We start from the raw sequence: 22,590 nt of genomic DNA, 5'->3' as shown, positions 1-22,590 counted from the left end.
AACCTTTTTATCCTTAATAAGAGGTCTTCTAAAGGTTCTATAGTTTGGTGATGAGGCTGTTACTATTTGTCGTTGTAGAGCTTGTATCAGTGTTAAGTATTTTTGTTGGCTTATTAAATATTTCATGTATTGTACTACTGCATTCTGTATTAAGATGTTGATAATAAATGATTTTATATAGGAGAAAAAAGAAAGTTCAGTAATTCGCTGAGAACTCGAACAAAAAAGTTTAATTTTAGTATGTTAAGAGCCGATAAGGATAATAGATCAGTAAGCTCTGATGAACAAGTTTGTAAAAATTTTCAAAGGATAGATTTTGTTATTGACAACAAAAATATAAGTAGAAATTTGATCGAAAAATTATATACAGAGTATAATAGTTTACTCTCAAAGAGAGTAAGATGAAGACTACCGTTTTTTTTTGTAAAAGAAGTTTTTAAGAGAATGTTTAAATATGTTGAAACTCAAGTTCCAAGAGGGATTACCCCTTGGAGGGAAGGTTACTGATTGTAACCAAATAAGGTATGTAAGTGCCTTGTATGTTAAAGGAACGTATCTTCTTTATTTACCTATGGGATACAAGTTATTGTTCAGGTTTAATCATTAACAATGCATATTGGTTATAGTGATTCAGGCTATGCACAGTTACAGTTGAAGAGCTAGTTTCTACTAACGCTTTTACAAAGCTAAAATGAAAAATTATATAAGTAGTTGCGTAGCTTACTGAAGTTCACTTAAATCTTAGGATGGGAAAGATGCGTAATATATAAAAGATAGTAAGTTATCTCTTACTATTTTTGAAGGGGTAGGGTATTAGCCAGTTGTCGATGGAATGCAACAAAAAGTAAAAGTTTGTTTTGATGTCATTTAAAGAGTTTTTAGAATTGATTAAGAGCATTTTTGGCTAATTATATAAAAGGATAATAAAGGAGAAAGATGTGTAGTTACAATGAAACAGGTAGCTTTGCTAGATTATTGAAAGTAAAAAGTACTTAAAACAAGTTAAACTACCAATCAATACATCGAGACTGTTATACAGAATAAGTAGTAAAAAAGGCTGTATTAGATTAAAGGAAGAGTGAAAATCTTCTATGCAGTTGATTACTTCAGAGTTTGGGAGTTGATTTTTAAACCAAGTATACTGGCGCTTTGCGTAATGTCTTGTATTTGTTTGAGCAATTTGTATTGCTTCGTTTAGGGTAATCTTACCTTTTAAGTATTTTATAATTTCTGGAACTCCATGTGCTTTCATGGCTGGCAAATATAAGGCTAAGTTCATACCAAGTAGATTTTTTACTTCATCAATTGCTCCATTTTTAATCATTGTAATAAAGCGGGAATTTATTTTTCGATATACTTCCTCGCGTTTAGGTAAAATTGTATATATCTTAAAATTATTGATTAAAGGAGGCTGTCTATTTTCTTGCCATATAAAAATTGACTTGCCAGTTTCAGTAATAACTTCAAGTGCTCTTGAAAGGCGATGTGAGTCATTCATGAATATTTTACCTTGAATTTTTGGGTCTTTGTTTAACACTAATTTATAGAACTCCTCTTTGCTTAAATTTTTTCTGAACTCACTTACATTTTTTTTTACTTCTTGACTTATTTGTGGAATTGATGACAAGCCTTTGATCAAACTGCTGATATAAAACCCACTTCCTCCAGTAATGATTGGTACTTGTGAGTTTTCTAATACATTATTGATTTCCTTCTTCAAATCTTCTAGCCATAGACCCACGGAGTAGTTTTCTCTTGCCGAAACATATCCATACAATTTATAAGGTTTTTTTTGCTTCAATGGCTGAGCAGTAATTATGGGAATTTCCTTGTATATCTTCTTTGAGTCACAGTTTATTATGCTAATATTCAAATATTTTTTCATTAGATTATTGCATAATTCTGATTTACCTGAAGCTGTAATTCCTGTAATGATTATTATACTATTTTTCATTTATATTAATTTGATTAACATATAATAGAGTGTAGCAAAAATTTGGATTCTACAATCTAAAGTTCGGAGACTTTTATGACAGAAGATAACGATAATAATTCATTTACTAAGCGTTTTTCAAGCAGGATTTATGGTTATACAGGGGGAAGTTTTTCTAACAAGTATTCATCTCAGAATACAAAGGAACGTGCGTTAGGAGAAAGAGGGAGAATCTCTGAATTAGCAAGCAAAAAAACTGAGCCTAAGGAAGCTTTTTCCAAAAGTGGCAGCATAAAAAGCAGAAGCAGAATTCTCAATGAGAGATCCTTTGTTGATGCGGCAAGAAGAAGTAGATCAGATCTTATATATCTAGTTCGTGGTAAAGATCGTGGAAGGTCAGCGTGGCACTATGTATTAGTTAGTAAAGATAAGAGAGAGATGTTTCTTGCAAAAAGCAGAACTGGTTCTATGGATGTTGCAGATTATGGAGAGATTTTGTATTCAGGATGGGGAGAAGATCCACCACAAGAAATAGTTGATAAAATTAATGAAGAGTTTGGACTATAATAAGTCTGTGATAGGCTTAATATTAGCGTCTTGTGTAATTTAACCTATAGACTAAGCAGAGAAAAAGTGATGGCATTTTTTTTGTACATTACGTGCATTTAAATTGCTTTAGCATAAATATTAAGAAGATTTACTAAATAGAGAAAAAAGGCAAAAAAAACTATAGTAAATAGTTTTGTTTTATTCTTTAATTTTTTAAATTAAAGTTATGTGTTACCTTAAACACTTTGTAAGTGTGTTTTTCGCATTATATAATAATATAGATAAAAGGGAGGCTGCCTTGTAAAAATATTGTAAAGGTATAGAGTGCAACATAACGCAAAAATTAAATATTGTAATACTCTTGTCGTTTAATTTGCACAGATTGATCTGTTTTAGGGGAAGGGGTTGACAAAATTTACTGAGTAGTTTCTTAGTTTATAACATGTACGATGTGCTGTTGAGCATTGTAGGAATTCTATTTACAAAAGCTAGCTAGTTACTAAAAATTGATTATAAGTAGCTACTTAATTACTTAAAGCCAGAAGACTTGGATTTAGTTTTATGGGATTACTTAGTTACTGGTTAATGCATCTTCTATTAAAAACTGTACAAATTCGTTACCATTCCAGTAATTTACGGAGATTTTACCTAAAATAGCTTCAATATTGCCCTGTGTGATGGCAGAACCAAGATGAGTATTTACAGAACGAAACGCGATAGCTCTGACTATAGCATCATTATCAGCAATGAAACATTTTATATGGTCAACTCCTACAACTTTAGGTTTTCTGATCTTTGCTCCTTGAATAATGAATCTTGGTTCAGGATTACCAATACCAAATGGTTCTAAACGCTGTAATTGATTCCACAGAGATAAGTTTATTGCTTTAACAGTCACTATACCATCGGCTTTTAAAGCTCTATTATTTGTGGAGTTTGTAAACTTCTTAGTAAAAAAGTGATGTAAGTCATTTATTTTATCTTCTTTAATTAAAAATCCTGCTGCCATACTGTGACCACCGCCTTCAATAATTAAATTCATATACTTTGCGGAAAGGATTGCAGCACCGATATTGACTTCAGGAATTGACCTGCAGCTTGCTTTCCCTATTCCATTGTTTAAAGATATCACTATTGCCGGCAAGTGAAACTGCTCTTTTAGCTTCGATGCAATTATACCAATTATTCCTTGATGCCAATTACCACTTGCTATTATAAAGTTTTCACCTAAATGGATAGATTTTTCCACTTGTGTTATAGCTTCCGCAAAAGCCTTATTTTCCATTATCTTTCTCGCGTTATTTAAATTTATCAGTTTTGATGCAATGGAATGTGCTTCTTCTTCATCGTCTGTAGAGAGCAACCTTGTACCGAGAGATGCTTCTCCAATTCTTCCTCCAGCATTTATGCATGGCCCAATGTTAAAACTAAGCCGAGAAACACTTGGCTTTTCAAGAATTCCTAGTGCATCAGACAAAACGCGTAAGCCAACGTTTTTTCTTGTTGACATAATTTTTAATCCTTGCGAGACGAATGCTCTATTAAGGCCAGTAATTTGCATAGCGTCGCAAACAGTACCAAGGGCAACCAGATCTAGCAGATCAAATAAATTTGGTTCTTTTCTGTTAGTAAAAAACCCCTGTTCACGTAAGCTCTTGTTAAGAGCAACAATCAGAAGAAATGATACTCCCACTGCTGCGAGGTTACTATAAGGAGATCTCTCATCAAGACGGTTTGGATTAACAACTGCCACAGCGCTTGGTAATTTTTCTGTACTAAGGTGATGGTCAACAACTATAATATCAAGGCCAAAGTTTCTTGCATCTTTTATTGGTTGATATCCAAGCGTGCCACAATCAACGGAAATGCATAAGTTAATACCTTTCTTTTTAAATTGTAATAAAGCATCTGAGTTTAATCCGTAGCCCTCATTAATACGATCTGGAATGTAAGTTATAGAGTGCATACCAATCATCCTTAGATACCTGTTAATCAATGCTGATGATGTTGCGCCATCGACATCGTAGTCACCGAATATTGCCACGCTTTCATTATCATTTATTGCCTGTATTATACGGTAAACAGCCTTGTCCATATCAAGAAGGTGAAATGGATCTGGTAGTAGCAATCTGATTAGTGGGTATAAGAAGTTGACTGCGTTTTCTACATTGACACCGCGAGTAACAAGTGTTCTCGCTAATATTTCTGGTAATTCAAACTTCTGAATTAGGGTTAAGACTTCCCTTTGATCTGCTTTTTGCAACTTCCATAGTGTGTTTGTTATGCTGCGCTTTTCGATATCAAATAGCATATTTTTGCAAATAAAACTACTTTACTAGAATTTTTGATTTGGCTCTACTATGAAGATGAATTAATTTATTTTAAAATTAATTGCTTGCTGTTTTGTAAAAATATTTGTATTACTTGAGTAATACCAGTTGATGAAAATTAACTATGGAGCTTAATAAAGTTGCAGCATCGATTCTTTTTTCTGGGCTAATGATTATGATAGTCAGTAATATAGTTGATATGCTTTACAGTCCAGAGGAATATAAAATTGAACACCAAACAATAGTAGCTGCTGGTGACAGTGAATCTCAGCAAAAGATTGAACAAGTAGCGCTTGATATTCAAGCGCTCATGCAGAATGCTAGCTTCGAGAAAGGTAAGTTAGCTGCAAAGAAGTGTGTAGCTTGTCATAGTTTTGAAAAAGGTGGACTTAATAAGGTAGGGCCAAACTTGTGGAATGTAGTTGGAAATAAAAAAGCACACCTTGGTGATTCATTTAATTACTCAAAAGCAATGTTCGAAAAGGGTGGAAGGTGGGGGTATGAGGAGCTGTTTGTTTTTTTAAAGAATCCGAAAGCCTATATAAAAGGTACGCGCATGGCATTTGCAGGTATTTCTAACCCACAAGAAATAGCTGACTTGGTCAGCTATTTACGGGGATTAAGTGATAACCCGATTGATTTACCAAAATAATATGGGTTACTGTAAATTATTTGATGAAGATGGTAAGTATATAGCATATCGAAAGTTGAAAGGGAGAAAAGCTTCTATAGCCTTTTTTAGTGGTTTTGCATCCAGTATGAATGGAACTAAAGCAACTGCTATTTATAAATTTTGTCAAGAAAACAATGTAGAGCTTGTACTGTTTGATTATTTTGGTCATGGTTCTTCAAGTGGAAATTTTATTGATTATACAATAAGCGATTGGCAAAAAAATTGTGCTAGAGTTATTAATGAATTAACCAGTGGAAAACAGATAATTATAGGCTCAAGTATGGGAGGGTGGATGATGTTGCTCACTGTTCTTCAATTTCCAGAAAGGATTGCAGCGTTAATTGGTATATCATCTGCCCCTGATTTTACTGAAGATTTAATATTCAAGCAGTTATCAGACAAGCAAAAAGAAGAATTAGATTCTAAAAATGTAGTAGATTTTACTTCTGGGAGTTGTACATATAAAATAACTAAGAATTTAATAGAAGATGGTAGGAAGAACCTTCTTTTAAATCAAGAAAGAATAGACATAAATTCTCCTGTGCGTTTGTTGCATAGTATTAATGATAAAGATGTTCCTTATCAGACTTCATTAAATTTAGCTAAAAAAATCAAATCACTTGATGTTGAAGTGCATTTGACGAAATCAGCAAAACATGATATGTCTGACGATCATTCATTAGAAATTTTATTTCAGACCATTAAAGAATTTTTGCCTACTGTGTAGCTGATTAAGGTAGTCCATATTTGCCGGGTTTATTTAATTAGAGCTTTAATTTTATTAGTATAGTATTAATGAAAACTTAATAATAAGTTTTGGTAATATATGGGATTAATATGTTTGCAATCTCGTATAGTAAAGAAAATGGAAAGAAGGGTATTGCTCGTAAAGTAGAGGGCACAAGAGATAAAGCCAAGTTCAGAGGAACTTGAGAGTCCTTATGATAGTTGAATTTGCTTTTTGATATCGTAGAAGGAAAAATGAGCAAAGTTAGTTAAAGATAATAATTGAGGAGTTAGTCAAAAGAATTTATCTGCTTTAAAAATAAACCTTAATGTACATAGTAAAGGTTGATATGTTCTTCTTATGGATAATTTAGAAGAATAATGTTGAAGTTATAAAACTTTAACAAAGTATGATATGAATGTTAATGATGATTACAAACATAATTCGTACACTGCTATGCATTACTGTCGAATGTAGACTATTAGGAATAGTGGAGTTGTTGATAAAAAGCAGAGCAAGTATTGATACAAAAATTTAAAAAAAGTGTTAAAAATTATTTAACACCAGTGCACCTTATAATTTTTAAAATATGCCAGAATTTATAGAATTGCTAGCTAAATGTGATGCAACAAAATTAATGTAAAGAGAAAAAAGCATTGAGTAATTACTTCTTTTCTTTTTGCTGTTTTGTACAGAAATAAAAGTGTAATACGGACTTTGATTAATAATAGAGAGAATACTGGAAGGTATAGATAATGTTGGATAAATTCTATTTTTTGTCTGTTAGATAGTATGCTAAGGTAGAAAATGATAGTAAAATAGGGAGAGGGTTATCAAATATTTAATATACGAACTCAAAACGGGTGTAACAAAAAGAAATAGTAATAGTACAGTACTTTTTCCTTCTGTTGATGATTGTCCTAGAAAAGTTTAGTAGCTTTTTTTAAAAGCCAAGAGAAAAATGAAATAAAATTATTAGCCTCTAGCCTGAAATATCATTAAGGTAATATTAAAGGCTATTTTAACCTTATTTATCATTATTTCTTATATATTTTTTAGCGCTGCCTATATTCTTTTTACAACTTGCTAAGTTGGATGCTCATTGAAAAAATATACTTTCTGTTCAAGATTTTAATAGATGTTCTTTCTTTTATTGTACAAACCATTCACGATCTAAATATAGTTTTAGTATAAATTAAAGTATTGATAAACCCATAGATAATATAAAGGGCATCTAAGTTAAGAGGTATTCTATGCGCAGTAAGGTGAATTGGAAGAAATATGACTGACACTTGATGAATTTAAAAAGGATTAAAAATCTCAAGCACATAAGTGTTTGAGGTTTATCAATAGGATAGGGGGAGTAATTTTGAGGAACGCTAAAGCATTCATTTTATGTTGGAAACCTTGCAATAATGAAAGCACAGGGATGGAAGACTAAACAGTTCCTTTAAGGAATGGGAAATATAAAAAATGAAGAGGATATGCTTGTCAAAGTTCTTATATAATAGGTATATCCACAACTTATGGTAACTAAAGTCGATGTCATACAGGTAGAGCATCAGATAAACTGTTTTAATCTTTGTTTGGCTTATGTTCATCAGTAATTATTAAGTTAGATCAACGGAAGACCAGTAGAATTGTAAAGAAGTGGTGTGCGAGATTTTTTTTAATGGCTAAGAAAAACCTCGGTAACTTTTTAAAAGAAGATTAAGAAAAGATTTGTAATAGGTTGCTAAAATTATTGCCTGAAGCAGTGATGTTGTACTGTGACTATACATAAGACTATTAGTAGGAAAAAGAGTCAACAGTTCAAAATAGGTTAAGTAACGAGTAAAAAAGGAAGAGAAATTAAAAGAGTATATGAGTAGTTTATTCTACATAAGCTTTGCAAGCTTAAATGAAAAGGGTAAGCTAAACTATATTTTAGCTATTTATCTTAAAATATAAAGCAGGGTTTTGATGATCATTTCAATTTAGACCTGTATGTTGGGATGGTATGTAAATCTCTTTGTACAGGTAATTTAGTATGCTTTATTTATGTATTACGGCTGAAAGTTTTTCTTCCAGTTTAAAAATGTTGCTAATTAGTACGTGCAAATATAATATTAGTTAATATTTATAAATAAAGCAATTCCATGGAAAATAACTACAACGCTGATGCAATAAAAGTCTTAAGAGGTCTTGATGCTGTAAGAAAGCGTCCAGGTATGTACATTGGTGACACTGATGATGGATCTGGTCTGCATCATATGGTGTATGAAGTTGTCGACAATGCGATAGACGAGTCTTTAGCTGGGTATTGTAATGAAATTGAAATTAGCATAAATGAGGATGGTTCAGTATCTGTGATTGACAATGGTCGTGGCATTCCAACTGGTATTCATGAGGAAGAAGGAATGTCAGCAGCGGAGGTAATAATGACCCAGTTGCATGCAGGTGGTAAGTTTGATAACAATAGTTATAAAGTTTCCGGCGGATTACATGGTGTTGGGATTTCGGTTGTAAATGCATTATCAAGCTGGCTAGAATTAACCATTTGGCGCAACAAGAAAGAGTATTTTATACGTTTTGAAAATGGTAAGTCCATTGAACCCTTAAAGGTGATGAATGAAAACATAAACAAAAGAGGAACAAAAGTAACATTTATGCCATCAATAGAAATTTTTAGTAACATTAATTTTAGCTACTTCACTCTTGAAGGTCGTATCAGAGAACTAGCGTTTTTAAATTCGAATATCAACATCGCTTTGCGTGACCTACGCAGCAGACCATGTATGGAATCTTACTTTAATGGTAGTAGGCAATCTGAAGGTAATTTTGGCACAGCAAATTTTATACGATATTTAGATAAAAATAAGATACATGTTACTAAGATTGTTAGTATAAGAGGTGATGCAAAAGATCTTGGTATCAGTATAGAAGTTTCGATGGAGTGGAATGACTCCTACTACGAGAATATGCTGTGCTTTACAAACAATATAAAACAACGGGGTGGTGGTACACATTTGGCAGGGTTTAGGTCTGCATTAACTAGGTGTATTAATAATTATGCAATTAATGAGGGTTTTTTAAAAAAAGCGAAAGTAAATTTGACTGGAGAAGATATTAGAGAGGGATTAACTTGTGTTTTATCTCTCAAAATGCCTGAACCTAAATTTTCTTCACAAACAAAAGACAAATTGGTTAGTTCTGAAGCGCGTACAGTTGTAGAAAACATAGTTTTTGATAAATTAAGTTCAATGCTTGAAACTGATCCAAAATTAGCAACAAGTATAGTAGAAAGAGTTATCAGATCGGCCAAAGGAAGAGAAGCTGCAAGAAAAGCACGAGAGTTAGTTAAAAATAAAAGCAATATTGATATTGTAACTCTGCCTGGAAAGCTTGCTGATTGTCAGGAAAAAGTTCCTGAATTATCAGAGTTATTTATAGTAGAAGGTAATTCTGCAGGTGGCTCTGCAAAGCAGGGTCGTAACCGAAAAACACAAGCAGTACTTGCCTTAAAAGGAAAGATTTTAAATGTAGAACGTGTGGGACTTGGTCGTGTTTTTTCATCTGCAGAAATTGGTTCTTTAGTTACGGCAATTGGTGCAGGAATAGGAAATGAGCATTTTGATATTAAGAAGATTAGGTACCATAAAATTATCATTATGACAGATGCGGATGTTGATGGTTCACATATTAGAACTCTGCTCTTGACATTTTTCTTTCGATATATGCGTGAAATAATTGAAAGAGGCTATTTATATATAGCACAGCCTCCTCTTTATAAAGTTACAAAAAATGCTAAAGATACTTATATCAAAGATGATAAAACCTTTGAAGAGTATATAGTAAACTCAGCAGTTAAAAAATTAACATTAAATGGTATAAACAGGGATTTACGCTTTGTTTTGAATAAATGCCTTAGTATTTCAAATATTAGTAAAAATTATGACAGAGAAATACCACAAAATCTGTTAGAGTCGCTACTAATTTTAAGTAAGAAAAATGCTTTATTATCTACTAATGAGATTTTAAAATACTTAAAGTTGATCTATAGTAAATATACTTGGGAAGTAGAAGTAAAAGGTGAAGAAGTTTATGTCTCTAAATTATTTCAAGGATTAGCAGATAAGTATGTATTTCCACTTAGCATACTTGAAAGTAAAGAAATACTTAGTATACTCAGTTATCTTGATGATATAATTGACTTATTTAATGGTGATTCATTTTTAAAATCACAAGAAACTGAAATAAAGGTTAAATCTCCGAGTGCACTTGCAAAAACGATGATGGACTACGGCAAAAAAGGTTTAACTCTGCAGAGATTTAAAGGTCTTGGCGAGATGAATGCTGATCAGCTTTGGGAAACTACGCTCAATCCGGAAACTAGGACTTTACTAAAAGTTGAAATAAAAAATTGCGAAGAGGCAGATAACATATTCTCAGTGCTAATGGGTGACATGGTTGAACCACGCCGTGATTTTATCAATAATAATGCACTTAATGTGCATGATATTGATATTTAACTTTCTTTTACTTTTATTGTTATTCAGTGTTATACTGTATATTTTCACGTGGATCTTGTCCTTATTGAACTATGTAATATTTGATATACTACTTTTGCAAGTAGTGTTCTATAATTTTTTGTTACTATGGCAATATCTTATTTGCCGTCCGTTTTTCAAGTTTAATCGATTAGATAATTAGATAGAAGGAACCTATGCAAATTACATTGAAAACCCATTTAGCTAGGGAATTGTTTACTATTGCTATTACTGAAAATCAATGCTTATAATAGAAAAATAATAAGATTCATTGATTATGATGAGAATTTGAGCATTAATAGTATGTTTTATAAATCTTTAAGTTGATTTATAACTAGTAGCATAATACTGAATGTAGATTTAAAGGCTGATAGCCTAGAAACTAAGAGAATATTAAATAGTGGTAATATGAAAGAAGAAGATATTTTATCAGAGAAGTGCAACTTTTTGTAAGTTTGAGGTGTTTCTTGTAAGTTATAAATAGGGATTTTGGCCAGAAAAAGATGAATTTGTATTTGGAACTGGCAAAGTAGTATTAAACAGAGGGACTTATTGTTGAAGTTGGTTAAATTCTTTAATTCAGTGCTACACGCAGAATTTGAAGTTGTATGGAAAGGTATAAGGATAAAGTAATTGCATTATTCACCGTACATCCATAGCAGATTTTGCCAGAGATGAATAATATTTAATACTCGTAAATTGCGATAAAATGTTTTTAATACGCGAAAGTAAGTTTAACAATATTGTAAATTTTTGTTGTGAACCTTATATACCTAGTTTTTATAACTGAACTTGCTTAATGGTACTACTTTTAATATTATATAGTATGTGGAAAGGTGGCTGAGTGGTTTAAAGCACACGCTTGGAAAGCGTGCACATATAAAGATATGTCCGGGGGTTCGAATCCCCCCTTTTCCGTATCACATGTAGGAAAATAGAAGGAAAAACATGAAAAACATAATGCTAATCGGTGGTGGGGTCGGAAATGCAGTGTTATTCCCAATAGGGAAGGCATACCTTAAAAATAATAATAAGGTTCTGTACTTTGCTGGCTATAAAAAATTAAATGATTTATTTAAACAAGCACTGATAGAATATGCGTCGAATACGGTAGTTTGGGCATGTGAAGAGGGGTGGATAGAAACAAGCAGAAGTCAAGACAAATCTTTTCATGGTAATATAGTTAATGCGATAATCTCTTATCAACAGGGAATATTAGGTGATACTACGATTGATTTAGGTGCTATAGATAAAATTATTACTATCGGCTCTGATAACATGATGAAAGCTGTAAATGAAGCTAGGAAAACAGTTTTAAAGCCATATCTGAAATCTGACCACGTGGCAGTATCGTCAATTAATTCTCCTATGCAGTGTATGATGAAAGGAATTTGCGCTCAATGTGTGCAACGGCATATAAACCTGGAAACAGGAGAAGAGAGTTTTGTTTATAGTTGCATTAATCAAGACCAGAATATGGATTTTGTTGACTTTGATTTTTTAAGTGAGCGTTTGAAGCAAAACAGTTTGCAAGAAAAGCTCACTGCAAAGTGGATAGATTATGCTCAAAGATATTAAACAGCGGAAAAAGGAGGTAAGGAAGCAATATAGGGCTATAAGAAAAAACACTGATGAGAGTTATTCTAATTATGTAGCAAATTCTCTTATTAATCTATTTGATCAAAACTTAAGTTACGTTAAAGGCAGAACAATTGCGGCTTATATTCCAATTGATCAAGAAATAAATGTTGTGCCCTTGATGCATAGTTTGCTTAATTTAGGTTATAAAGTAGCAATTCCTGATGGAAATAAGCCACCAAGATTTAAGGAGTGGAATAAAATAGACAGAAGCAACATAGTTCCTGACATAATAATTACTCCTGTTATTGCTTTTGATGAGTATCTTAATAGGCTGGGTTTTGGTGGTGGTTGGTATGATGCTGTGATAAAAGAATTGCGACCATTTGGAAAAATATTTATAGGTGTAGCTTATGAAAAACAATATTATAAAAGTTTGCCAGTAGAAAAACACGATCAAAAACTGGATATTATGATCACTGAAGCACGTATCAGGTATAGGTATCAAAATACTTGTAATTCTCTAGTTAACTTTCCTGCAATTTTAAATTGTCGGTTGCATAATGAACTTGATTTCTCTTTCTCTAGTAAGTTTGGGAGGCAATATCTAAATCTTCAAGTTTGTGATTGCTCTTTGGGCTGGTGTAAATATCTAAGTTTTCAACTATTTTCTTTATAGTAATAGTATAAAGTAAGGATTTACAGATAGATATCCTGTTGTGATGTTTATAACTTCTTTAATTTTAGAGCTTTGTCAATCTATAATTAAGTTATTAATTTATCATACTTTTGATGATGCATTGGATGATTGTGGTTTTATATTATTAAGGAATGAGGGAATTAATCATGACGTATACTTCTGATGCTTATAGTATTTGCTTTTTGTGATATTAGAAGAATGCGCTTAGGTATAATAATGGCGTTAATAATAACTTTCTTTATAATAAGGAGTAATATTATAAGTAGACGTTGTACGTCGTTGCCATTCGAGAGGATGTAAATTATCTCAAATCAATAATAGCATAAAGCTGTGTGCATAAGTGTGGTAATATTCTTTTATGTAAAAACTTTTTAAGGAAGTTTTGGAACTCATCAGTTTGTTTAGTGTTGGTAGCATATACTGTGCTGTGATTATGTACAACCTTAGGCTCCTAATCTAACTTTGCACTCAGCAAAATTTTTCTGGAGTTATTTTAAGAGTCTCTTACACTGCATAAGTTTTTCTCGTGGATTTTTTTTTAATTAACTAAAACAATAGTGAGAGAGATTATAAATATTTTTAGCCGTAATTAAATGCTGACACATATAATTATACGTTAAGCATTCCTCCTTGGGCCAAAATTTTACTAAGAGAGAGAACTTTAAGTTTTTCGATGTTTTGCTTTAAAAAGCTCTTCACGTGCTACAAAAGGCCGCATCAGAGGATGAGGATTAAAGCAATTTACTTCTTTTTTAGAGAAGAACATACCAAAAATGTGATCTGTTTTGGAAGGACTATTAATTAAATTGTTGCCCCATTTTGATTTTGGTAACAAGGAATTGTGTATGAATATTTGATGATCATCGAATGCTCTAACAACTATTCCTGGAAGTGATCCTTTAATATCAACTTATTCAACTTAGCGTATTACTTTCATAGCGTACATTATTTTTCAAAAAAGTTAAAAATAATAATAAGAGAGGCCTTTCTATTTTTTCCTAGTTGTTAACATAACCTAATGTAGTAATAAATGGCAATTTAGGCTTTTCAAAGAGTTTAAATTTCATATAATTTTAGTGTAGTTTGTAAAAAAGGAGGGCTGCAAGAAATCCGTTATATATTTCTAAAAAGCTTATTTTTGTATGTGTAAAGGTTTCTATCTAAGTTCTATGTTATTTATATATAACGATAAATCTGAAGTTATTGCTAATATAGCGTATTAAAAAATACTATGAGTCTCATAAAAGAAAAAAACACTCCTGTGATGGAACAATATTTAAACTTGAAGGCTCGATATAGAGATCATTTGTTGTTTTATAGGCTAGGAGATTTTTATGAATTGTTTTTTGATGATGCTATCAAAGCTGCAAAGCTACTAAATATAGTACTTACTAAAAGAGGTAATTTGTGTGGACAGAATATACCAATGTGTGGAGTCCCGGCACATAATAGTGAATCTTACCTGCATAAACTAATAGATTTAGGGTTTAAAGTAGCAATCTGTGACCAGTTAGAGACTGCTAATGAAGCAAAAAGAAGGGGCCATAAATCTATAGTAAAACGTGACGTAGTCAGAATTGTCACTCCAGGTACAATTATCGAAGATTCATTATTGGAAGATAAAAGCAATAGTTACCTTGCGTCTATAGTTGAAGAAAATGAAGAGTATGCTATTGGTTGGCTTGAATTATCAACAGGAAAGTTTTTTTACACTATAACGAATTTGAAAGCTTTAGATAATGACTTGCTACGTGTATCACCAAAGGAATTATTAATTTCTGAAAAGCTCATTGAAGATAAGAAAATCAGGTCAATTTTAAAAAGCTATAAAATATCAATTACACAACATGCTCAGAGTTTTTTTGAGTATAATAAATCCTATAGAACGTTGTGCGAATTTTATAAGATTAGAGAACTTGGGGTCATAGGAAATTTTAGCAAAGTGGAGGTTATAGCCTGCGGTGTGCTGCTTGAATATGTGAGAGTAACTCAAAAAGGTTGTATTCCAAGGCTTGAACTGCCAAAACCATACAAGCAACAAAGTTTTATGCTCATCGATGCTTCAGCAAGGAGAAATCTTGAATTATTTTCAACTCAATTTGGTGAAAGAAAAGGTTCACTAATTTCAGTTATTGATCACACAGTTACAGCTTCTGGTGGACGTTTGCTTAAACAAATGCTCGCATCACCACTTGCTTGTTCTAAAGCGGTTAATTTAAGGCTTAGCACTGTTGAGTTTTTTGTAAATCACCACAAGTTGCGTAAAAAGGTGCGAGAAATACTTTCTAGTATTCCAGATATTGAGAGGTCGTTGTCGCGTTTGGTGATAGGGCGTGGTTCACCAAAAGATATTAATTTATTGAAAGTGGGTCTTGGAAAAACGTTAGAGTTGTCTGAGTTCTTATGTAAAATTGAATCCGGCAAGAATGAATTTCTCTTGCGACGATATATTATCCCAGTGTCAAACGCTGAGATTAAGACACAGATTTCAGCATCAAGCTCTAGAATGACAGTAAAACCAGGTGAAGATGAACTGAGTGCAATACATAAAAGCCTTGGCAATCATAAAGAATTATTTGAGCTTCTAAACGATGCTGTGCTTGATAATGACTTAAATTCGATAAAAGAAGGTGGGTTTATTAATCCACAGTATAATCGAGAATTATCAGAGTTATCCTATGTGCTCAATAATGTTAATAAACTGATAACTAAGCTTCGTAAATCTTATTGCGATCTGACTGGTATTGCCTCACTAAAAATAGTGCACAATAATATACTTGGTTATTATGTCGAAGTGTCAACGAGTCATAAGTTAACTTCGAATATATTTATTCATAGGCAGAGTTTAGCGAATAGCATACGCTATACTACTAGTGAATTGAAGGAATTGGAAAATAAAATTTTTGCAGCGCGTGACGCTATAATTAACTTGGAAATAAAAATTTTTGGTGAACTATGCAGTAAAATCGCTAAAGAATCTGAGAAGATTGCTCTTGCCGCAAATGCTTTAGCTAAACTGGATGTTAGGACTTCATTTGCAGAGATCGCAGTACAAAATAATTACGTAAAGCCCATTATTGACGATAGTAAAGAATTCAACATCTATAATGGAAGACATCCAGTAGTTGAAATTGATGGTAAATTTATTGCAAATAGTATTAATTTGGTTGGTATGCATCTAATCACTGGTCCCAATATGGCTGGGAAAAGTACTTTCTTGAGGCAAAATGCTCTCATTGCAATTCTAGCTCATATGGGTTCATTTGTACCAGCAGATAGTGCGCACATTGGAGTAGTTGACAAGATATTCAGCAGAGTTGGTGCGACAGATAATGTAACGGCTGGCTATTCCACCTTTATGATAGAGATGCTTGAAACAGCAACTATAGTCAATCAGGCAACAGAACGTTCCTTAGTGATACTTGATGAAATTGGCAGAGGTACAGGAGTATATGATGGATTATCTATCGCTCAGGCGGTGATTGAACATATTCATGATGTAAATAAGTGCCGCGCTATTTTTGCAACTCATTATCATGAACTAACTAAAGTAGGTAAATATTTAAAAAATATAAAATGTTTCTGTGTAAAAGTAAAAGAATGGAACGGAAAAGTCGTCTTTTTACATGAAGTAGTTGAGGGTATTGCAGATGAGTCATATGGAATATATGTAGCAAGACTTGCTGGTTTTCCTGATTCTGTGCTGGACAGAGCAAGTGCAGTATTTAAGGAGCTAAAGGCCTGAGAAGTTTATTGATTATGCTATTGTTAAGTTTCTAATGTAAGTTTTTCTATCATAGTATACCTATTTAAGTTCTTCTAATATGGTTTTGATCTATTGATAAGTATGTTGCAATAAAGTATAACCCATTAGCTAAGTATCATTTAAGATATGAAAGTTTTTTGGGCAGTCTTAAAAAAGGTATTGGGTATAGTTTTTCCTGCTAAAGTAATAAGCTCTTTTTTAGGGGTAGGGTATTTACCGAATTGGCAGAACTATTGGTCTTCTTTTTTAATATTACTTATTACCGATATTATATTAGTTCTCGTATACGGAATCAATTTCATACTATATAAGATGCCATATTCAGCTATAATTATAGCTGCTATTTTTGCGAAGTTAGCGATATGCATATCGGTACTACAATTAGTTGGGATATCTATTTTCCATATTCAAAACCCTTCGGCAAATAGTAGCGAGAATATAGTGATACAAATAGCGTCAGGGCAGGTACTGACTATTGCGTTTTCGATGCCAGCAATAATGTCAATTTATTATGCTGTAAGTAGATTGTATGGAAGTATATGTAAAGAAATATTTCAATGTTCGTCTTGGTTTAATAATTTTGTGCACTTGTTCTTTTTCTTTATGATACCTTATGCATTTTTTAATGTTGTGGAAGTGATAAAACCTTGGCCAATAAGTTCGATACAACTTAATTATAACAATGCAATATCAATCACGTTTGAGGGGATTTTTCATACGTTTTATGCAGTAATTTTGCTGTATTTGACTGCATTTATATTCTGTGATTTAACTATGCATGATGCAATTGTTCTAAATAAAAGCATAATTCAGTATGCGAAAGAAAGCTCAGCAGTTTTAGGTTACTATTTGTGTGACACTACAGAAAAATAAATATTGTATAGTATACATATTTGCTTATATATTTAGTGTAAAAAGTGTGCAGTTTATGTGGATCTACAAAGTATAATAAAAGAATTGCAAGATTTTTGGGCTAGTGAAGGATGTACTATACTTTATCCATATACGTCTGAAATTGGAGCTGGAACATTGCATCCTGCAACAGCTATGGCAGCGGTTGATGCAAAACCAATGAAGGTTGCATATTTACAACCAGTGGTTAGACCGGCAGATGGGCGCTATGGTGACAACCCTAATCGTCTATATCAACATCATCAGTACCAGGTAGTGATAAAGCCTTCTGGAAATAACTTGCAGGATATCTACTTGAGTAGCCTAAAGGCTCTTAGTATATCTACAAGGAAATATGATATTCAATTTGTTGAAGATGATTGGGAAAATCCAAGTGTTGGTGCATCAGGACTTGGGTGGGAAGTTATATGCAATGGAATGGAGGTGACACAACTTACTTATATACAGCAAGTAGGAGGCATTGATTGTAAAATAATTCCTGGTGAAGTAGCGTATGGGCTGGAACGTTTAGCAATGTGTATACAAGGTATAGATAATGTTTTTGATATAACTTGGAACGACAATGGTGTAACTTATGGAGATATTTTTAAGCAAAGAGAGTATGAATTTTCTTGCCTGTCATTAAACTATTATACTACTGAAGTAGCACAGCAGCAATTTGAAGATGCGGAAAAGTTGTGTCAATTCCTTATTGAAAAAAAATTGCCGGTAGCAGCTTATGACCAATGTGTTAAAACTAGTCATTTACTTAATCTGCTTGATGCAAGAGGTGTGCTTGATGTGAATGAGCGTACAGTATATATTAGCAGAGTAAGGGAGCTAACAAAAAAATGTTGTGAGTTATACATAAGTAAATAGCATATGTTATCGCAACTATTGTTTGAATGCCTTTCAGAAGAGATACCATCAAGAATGCAAAGTTTAGCTGTAGCTCAAGTTAAGAGTTATATTACTAATGCTTTCAATAAAAATAATGTGAAATTTGCCTCTATAGAGGTTTTTGTGACAGCACGTCGCATTGCTCTTTTTGTTAGTGATATAAATATTTCAGAGCTGAAAGGTTCTAATAACAAAATTAGTGGACCAAATGTCAGTGCACCGGAAAGTGCCATCGAAGGTTTTTTAAAAAAATATCAAAAAGATAGAAAAGATTTACTTATTCGAAAAGTAAATGATGGAGAGTTTTACTTCATTAAGAGAGAAAGCAGCTCATTTAACATCAAAGAATTTCTTAAAAATCAACTGGAAAAAATGCTAAAAGACTTTTCTTGGCCGAAAAGCATGAGGTGGAGCAAAGGAAAAGAAAGATGGGTTAGACCAATTAAAAACATTTTATGCATTTTAAATGACGAGATAATCCCTGTATTTTTTGCAGGGATTACGGCATGTAACACAACTTATGGTCATAGATTTCTCTCAGGTGGCGCGATGCTTACTGTTAAAGTACCTAAAGACTACTTTGAGTTACTAAAAAAAAATAATGTCATTCTCCAGCAAGATAAAAGAAAGCAATTCATACTGGATCAGATTAATAAATTCATAAAAGAGCAGAATTTACAACTTGAAGAAAATAATTATTTATTGGATGAATTAACGGGGCTTATAGAGTGGCCAGTTGTACTGTTTGGTAAAGTAAATCATGAAAAGTCATTTGGATTGCCAAAAGAGGCAATTCTTAGTATAATTAATACACAACAAAAATGTCTTGCTTTGAGTAATGGAAAGAGAATTTCGCACTTTGCTACTGTTGTCAATGTCAGCAGTGATGAAGTTATCAAAGGGCATGAAAGGATATTAGAAGCACGTCTTGCTGATGCGCAATTTTTGATGTCTCAAGATAGAAAGGAAAATCTTGATTATTATGTAAGAAAGTTAGACTCGATATTATCTCATGCTTATCTAGGTAATGTTGGAGAAAAAGTAAGGCGTATTATGGTTTTATCAAAGTATATAGCCATGTATGTTCCGCATGCTTCGTTAACTAAGGTTGAGCATGCTGCATATTTGGCAAAGGCAGATCTCGCAACATCAATGGTAAGAGAATTTCCAGAATTACAAGGAATAATGGGTGGATATTATGCCTCTTATTTTCAAGAAGATAAAGAAATAGTGGAAGCTATAACTGAACATTATAAACCAGTTAGACCAGAGCAAGAATGTCCTAGATCCCCTACTGCGATTGTTGTGGCTATTGCTGATAAAGTAGATAGTTTAGTTGGTTTGATTGCAGCAGGTGAAAAGATCTCAGGTTCATATGATCAATTTGGTTTACGAAGAACGGCAATTGGCATAATTAGAACAATACTTGAGAATAATTTGCATATTCCAATCAGACTATTGATAGATAAGTCGGTATCTTTATATTTAGAATTTGTATTTGCTGGGGATGCAGCATCAGTTGGTCAACCTAATAAGCTAAATAGGGAGCAGATTCTAGAACTTGTGCTTAAATTTTGTTTAAAGAGATTTAGGGTTATTTTAAAAAATAAAGGTGTAAGGCAAGATGTTATAGATTCAATATTATATAAAACTGATATTGATGATCTACTGACAGCAGAAAAGCAAACTATTATATTAGATTGTTATCTCAGTACTCCTAAAGGTGAGCAGATTCTGAATACTTATAGAAGGGTGAGTAATATAGTTAGCAAAGCAAAAAAAAATGACAATACTACTTATATCGCGTCTTATAATCAAGAGTTTTTGATTGACAATAAGGAGATAGCACTATCAAATTGTGTTGTAGCTGTTTATGAAAGAATTAAACAAGCAATAAAAAATGATCACTTCAGTGCAGCACTTGATGAGCTTAATCGATTTCTTCCACTTATCAATCAGTTTATGGACAATGTAAAGATTAACTGTGCTTATGATAAGCTAAGAGAAAATAGATTCTCTTTGCTTGCGAGTGTTATTTCCATTTTTCATTCAGTGGCATGTTTTAAACTTATACAAGTTAAGCAATGAATTATATCGTAAATGTTCAAGTAATAAAAAAGCAAATTGATTTATCTACGCAGTCTTGCGGTGTATATAAAATGACTGGAGAGAAGGGTAAAGTTTTATATGTTGGAAAAGCAAAAAACTTAAAATTAAGATTATCTAACTACCTTCGATTTGGAAACCTTTCTGAACGAGTTAAGGTTATGCTTTCACAGATTGTTAAGATTGAGACTTTTCTAACTAAGAATGAAATCGAGGCATTGCTTCTTGAGTCGCGGTTAATAAAGTCACTAAAACCTACTTATAATATTAAGCTTAAAGATGGAAAATCTTACCCTTATATAACAATTTCCAAACATGATTATCCTAGTATAGCACAACATAGAGGCAAACTTAAAAAGGGTGAATTTCATTATTATGGTCCCTTTACATCTGCTACTGCTGTTAAGCAAACTATATTGTCATTGCAAAAAGCTTTTCTCTTGAGAGGATGTTCAGATAAAAAGTTCTCCTCAACAAAAAGGCCATGTTTTGAGTATCATGTTAGGCGCTGCTCAGCACCATGTGTGGGTAAAATTGCAAAAGATGATTACTGCCAATCAGCAAAACAAGCACGGGATACATTACTTGGGAGAAACAATAAAGTGGAAGAGCAGTTACTTTCTATAATGAAAAAGTATAGCAATGAGCAGAACTACGAGCTTGCTGCTGTATATAGAGATCGGATAAAGCTGCTTAAGCAAGTTCAAATGCAGCCAATGGATTTTTCTTTTGAAAAAGATGCAGACTTTTTCAGCATTGCACGTAAAGAAGATTCAGCGTGTATTAATTTGTTATCGTTCAGAAATAAAGAAAACTACGGAAGTACTTCTTACTTTGCTGAAAATTGTAATGATCATCCAGATGATGAAATTTTGTCTACTTTTTTGATCAATTTCTATAACTCAGTTAATGTGCCTCCGGTACAAATTTATATTCCAGATTTTATTACAAATAGGAAAATTATAGAGCAAGCACTATGTAAAATTACTCACAAATCAATAAAGGTTTTGTACACAAAGAGTAATAAAGAACGTGATTTATTAGAGTTTGTTTTTAATAATTCTCAATATAGCTTAGAGCGAGAGCTTACTGATTGTAGAGATAGTCTAGAGAAACTCGAAAAGCTGAGTAAAGTTTTTTCGTTACCAAATGTTCCAAAACGTATAGAGGTTTATGATAATAGCCATATATCTGGAAGTCACCAAATTGGTGTAATGGTTGTTGCAGGACAGGAAGGTTTTTTAAAAAGTGAATACAGAAAATTTACTATAAAAGGGGAAATTTCAGGTGATGACTATAAAATGATGAGGGAAGTGTTAACCAAGCGTTTTTCCGGTAAGATAAAGGACATAATCCCTGATTTTCTCTTAATTGATGGCGGGCCTGGGCATGTTTCCACAGTGCAGAATGTGTTGCAAGTATTGAAAATAGATGTTCCTTTTGTTTGTATGGCAAAGGGTACTTATCGCAATGCGGGAAACGAGAGATTTTATATGTTAGGTAAGGAAGAGTTTACTCTGGAGAATGATAGCAAGGTCATGCTTTACTTACAATTGCTTCGTAATGAAGCTCATCGTTTTGCAATAGCTTCACATAGAAAAAAACGCGATAAACAGTTTATAAGTTCATAATTAAGAGAAAGTATTTAGCGTTGGTAACGAAAAAAGAAAAAGCATTATGTTCTTATTTTGTTTTTTTAGAAAATATAAGCAAAGCTTCTCTAGCTGAAATTTAAGATGTAGCTAGAATTAGCAAGGTGTTAACGGAAGTTAACTTTGAACACTATAAATGCTAGTAAAGGTGATGAGCGCTTGTGTATATAAAACTAACTGATGCTGCTTGAGTGATAACCTAAGGAATGGTTTGAAGTGATGAGTTCCATTACTACGTGTTAACAGTTAAGATACT

13 protein-coding genes, 1 tRNA gene and 1 pseudogene are annotated in these 22,590 nt (G+C 32.6%); 13 read left to right on the top strand and 2 right to left on the bottom strand.

What is annotated here, in order from left to right:
• Nucleotides 1-967: 967 nt before the first annotated feature.
• Nucleotides 968-1,954 (bottom strand): tRNA (adenosine(37)-N6)-dimethylallyltransferase MiaA, encoded by a 987-nt coding sequence (gene miaA / locus WOVOC_RS02960; RefSeq protein WP_025264263.1) that lies wholly within the window; start codon nt 1,952-1,954, stop codon nt 968-970.
• 75 nt (nt 1,955-2,029) lie between these two features.
• Here miaA and WOVOC_RS02955 point away from each other — a divergent pair, with 75 nt between their 5' ends.
• The gene (locus WOVOC_RS02955; RefSeq protein WP_014868745.1) at nt 2,030-2,500 is read left to right on the top strand and encodes a hypothetical protein; all 471 of its coding nucleotides are present in this window, start codon (nt 2,030-2,032) and stop codon (nt 2,498-2,500) included.
• A gap of 553 nt (nt 2,501-3,053) precedes the next feature.
• Here WOVOC_RS02955 and recJ read toward each other — a convergent pair.
• Nucleotides 3,054-4,793 (bottom strand): single-stranded-DNA-specific exonuclease RecJ, encoded by a 1,740-nt coding sequence (gene recJ / locus WOVOC_RS02950; RefSeq protein WP_025264262.1) that lies wholly within the window; start codon nt 4,791-4,793, stop codon nt 3,054-3,056.
• Between the two features lie 143 nt (nt 4,794-4,936).
• On the opposite strand from recJ, the gene WOVOC_RS02945 reads away from it, so the two are divergent.
• From WOVOC_RS02945 to uvrC, 12 genes and pseudogenes are all read left to right on the top strand, one after another.
• A complete protein-coding gene (locus tag WOVOC_RS02945) occupies nt 4,937-5,464 on the top strand; it encodes a c-type cytochrome (RefSeq protein WP_014868743.1) in 528 nt (175 codons plus the stop codon).
• A 1-nt stretch (nt 5,465) separates the two neighbouring features.
• On the top strand, nt 5,466-6,212 hold the full coding sequence (locus tag WOVOC_RS02940) for an alpha/beta hydrolase (RefSeq protein ID WP_025264261.1): 747 nt from the start codon (nt 5,466-5,468) through the stop codon (nt 6,210-6,212).
• Nucleotides 6,213-8,350: 2,138 nt separating this feature from the next.
• Complete coding sequence (gene gyrB, locus WOVOC_RS02930) at nt 8,351-10,723, top strand: DNA topoisomerase (ATP-hydrolyzing) subunit B (RefSeq protein ID WP_025264260.1); 2,373 nt, start codon at nt 8,351-8,353, stop codon at nt 10,721-10,723.
• Between the two features lie 706 nt (nt 10,724-11,429).
• On the top strand, nt 11,430-11,531 hold the full coding sequence (locus WOVOC_RS04930; protein ID WP_410543211.1) for a phage BR0599 family protein: 102 nt from the start codon (nt 11,430-11,432) through the stop codon (nt 11,529-11,531).
• Nucleotides 11,532-11,571: 40 nt separating this feature from the next.
• Nucleotides 11,572-11,659 (top strand) — tRNA-Ser (locus WOVOC_RS02925).
• Between the two features lie 30 nt (nt 11,660-11,689).
• Nucleotides 11,690-12,319, top strand: a complete 630-nt coding sequence (locus tag WOVOC_RS02920) for a ferredoxin reductase domain-containing protein (RefSeq protein ID WP_025264259.1) — start codon at nt 11,690-11,692, stop codon at nt 12,317-12,319.
• Nucleotides 12,303-12,998, top strand: coding sequence for a 5-formyltetrahydrofolate cyclo-ligase (locus tag WOVOC_RS02915; RefSeq protein WP_025264258.1), 696 nt, complete (start codon nt 12,303-12,305; stop codon nt 12,996-12,998). The genes WOVOC_RS02920 and WOVOC_RS02915 overlap by 17 nt, the downstream gene beginning before the upstream one ends.
• Nucleotides 12,999-14,250: 1,252 nt before the next feature.
• Nucleotides 14,251-16,764, top strand: a complete 2,514-nt coding sequence (gene mutS, locus WOVOC_RS02910; protein WP_025264257.1) for a DNA mismatch repair protein MutS — start codon at nt 14,251-14,253, stop codon at nt 16,762-16,764.
• A 147-nt stretch (nt 16,765-16,911) separates the two neighbouring features.
• Nucleotides 16,912-17,658 (top strand): hypothetical protein, encoded by a 747-nt coding sequence (locus tag WOVOC_RS02905; protein WP_025264256.1) that lies wholly within the window; start codon nt 16,912-16,914, stop codon nt 17,656-17,658.
• A gap of 57 nt (nt 17,659-17,715) precedes the next feature.
• Nucleotides 17,716-18,555 (top strand): glycine--tRNA ligase subunit alpha, encoded by an 840-nt coding sequence (locus WOVOC_RS02900; RefSeq protein WP_014868736.1) that lies wholly within the window; start codon nt 17,716-17,718, stop codon nt 18,553-18,555.
• A 3-nt stretch (nt 18,556-18,558) separates the two neighbouring features.
• Nucleotides 18,559-20,664 (top strand): glycine--tRNA ligase subunit beta, encoded by a 2,106-nt coding sequence (glyS, locus tag WOVOC_RS02895; RefSeq protein WP_025264255.1) that lies wholly within the window; start codon nt 18,559-18,561, stop codon nt 20,662-20,664.
• A pseudogene (gene uvrC / locus WOVOC_RS02890) lies at nt 20,661-22,505 on the top strand (excinuclease ABC subunit UvrC). Before glyS ends, uvrC begins: the two are co-directional and overlap by 4 nt.
• Nucleotides 22,506-22,590: the final 85 nt, after the last annotated feature.

The organism is Wolbachia endosymbiont of Onchocerca volvulus str. Cameroon (genome assembly GCF_000530755.1).
GTDB lineage: Bacteria > Pseudomonadota > Alphaproteobacteria > Rickettsiales > Anaplasmataceae > Wolbachia.
This window is presented reverse-complemented; position numbering and strand designations above follow the sequence as displayed.

Coding starts and splice junctions, on each gene's coding strand:
- recJ (WP_025264262.1), bottom strand. CDS start 4,793: ATGCTATTTGATATCGAAAAGCGCAGCATAACAAACACACTATGGAAG.
- mutS (WP_025264257.1), top strand. CDS start 14,251: ATGAGTCTCATAAAAGAAAAAAACACTCCTGTGATGGAACAATATTTA.
- WOVOC_RS02920 (WP_025264259.1), top strand. CDS start 11,690: ATGAAAAACATAATGCTAATCGGTGGTGGGGTCGGAAATGCAGTGTTA.
- WOVOC_RS02915 (WP_025264258.1), top strand. CDS start 12,303: ATGCTCAAAGATATTAAACAGCGGAAAAAGGAGGTAAGGAAGCAATAT.
- WOVOC_RS02945 (WP_014868743.1), top strand. CDS start 4,937: ATGGAGCTTAATAAAGTTGCAGCATCGATTCTTTTTTCTGGGCTAATG.
- miaA (WP_025264263.1), bottom strand. CDS start 1,954: ATGAAAAATAGTATAATAATCATTACAGGAATTACAGCTTCAGGTAAA.
- gyrB (WP_025264260.1), top strand. CDS start 8,351: ATGGAAAATAACTACAACGCTGATGCAATAAAAGTCTTAAGAGGTCTT.
- glyS (WP_025264255.1), top strand. CDS start 18,559: ATGTTATCGCAACTATTGTTTGAATGCCTTTCAGAAGAGATACCATCA.
- WOVOC_RS02905 (WP_025264256.1), top strand. CDS start 16,912: ATGAAAGTTTTTTGGGCAGTCTTAAAAAAGGTATTGGGTATAGTTTTT.
- WOVOC_RS02940 (WP_025264261.1), top strand. CDS start 5,466: ATGGGTTACTGTAAATTATTTGATGAAGATGGTAAGTATATAGCATAT.
- WOVOC_RS02955 (WP_014868745.1), top strand. CDS start 2,030: ATGACAGAAGATAACGATAATAATTCATTTACTAAGCGTTTTTCAAGC.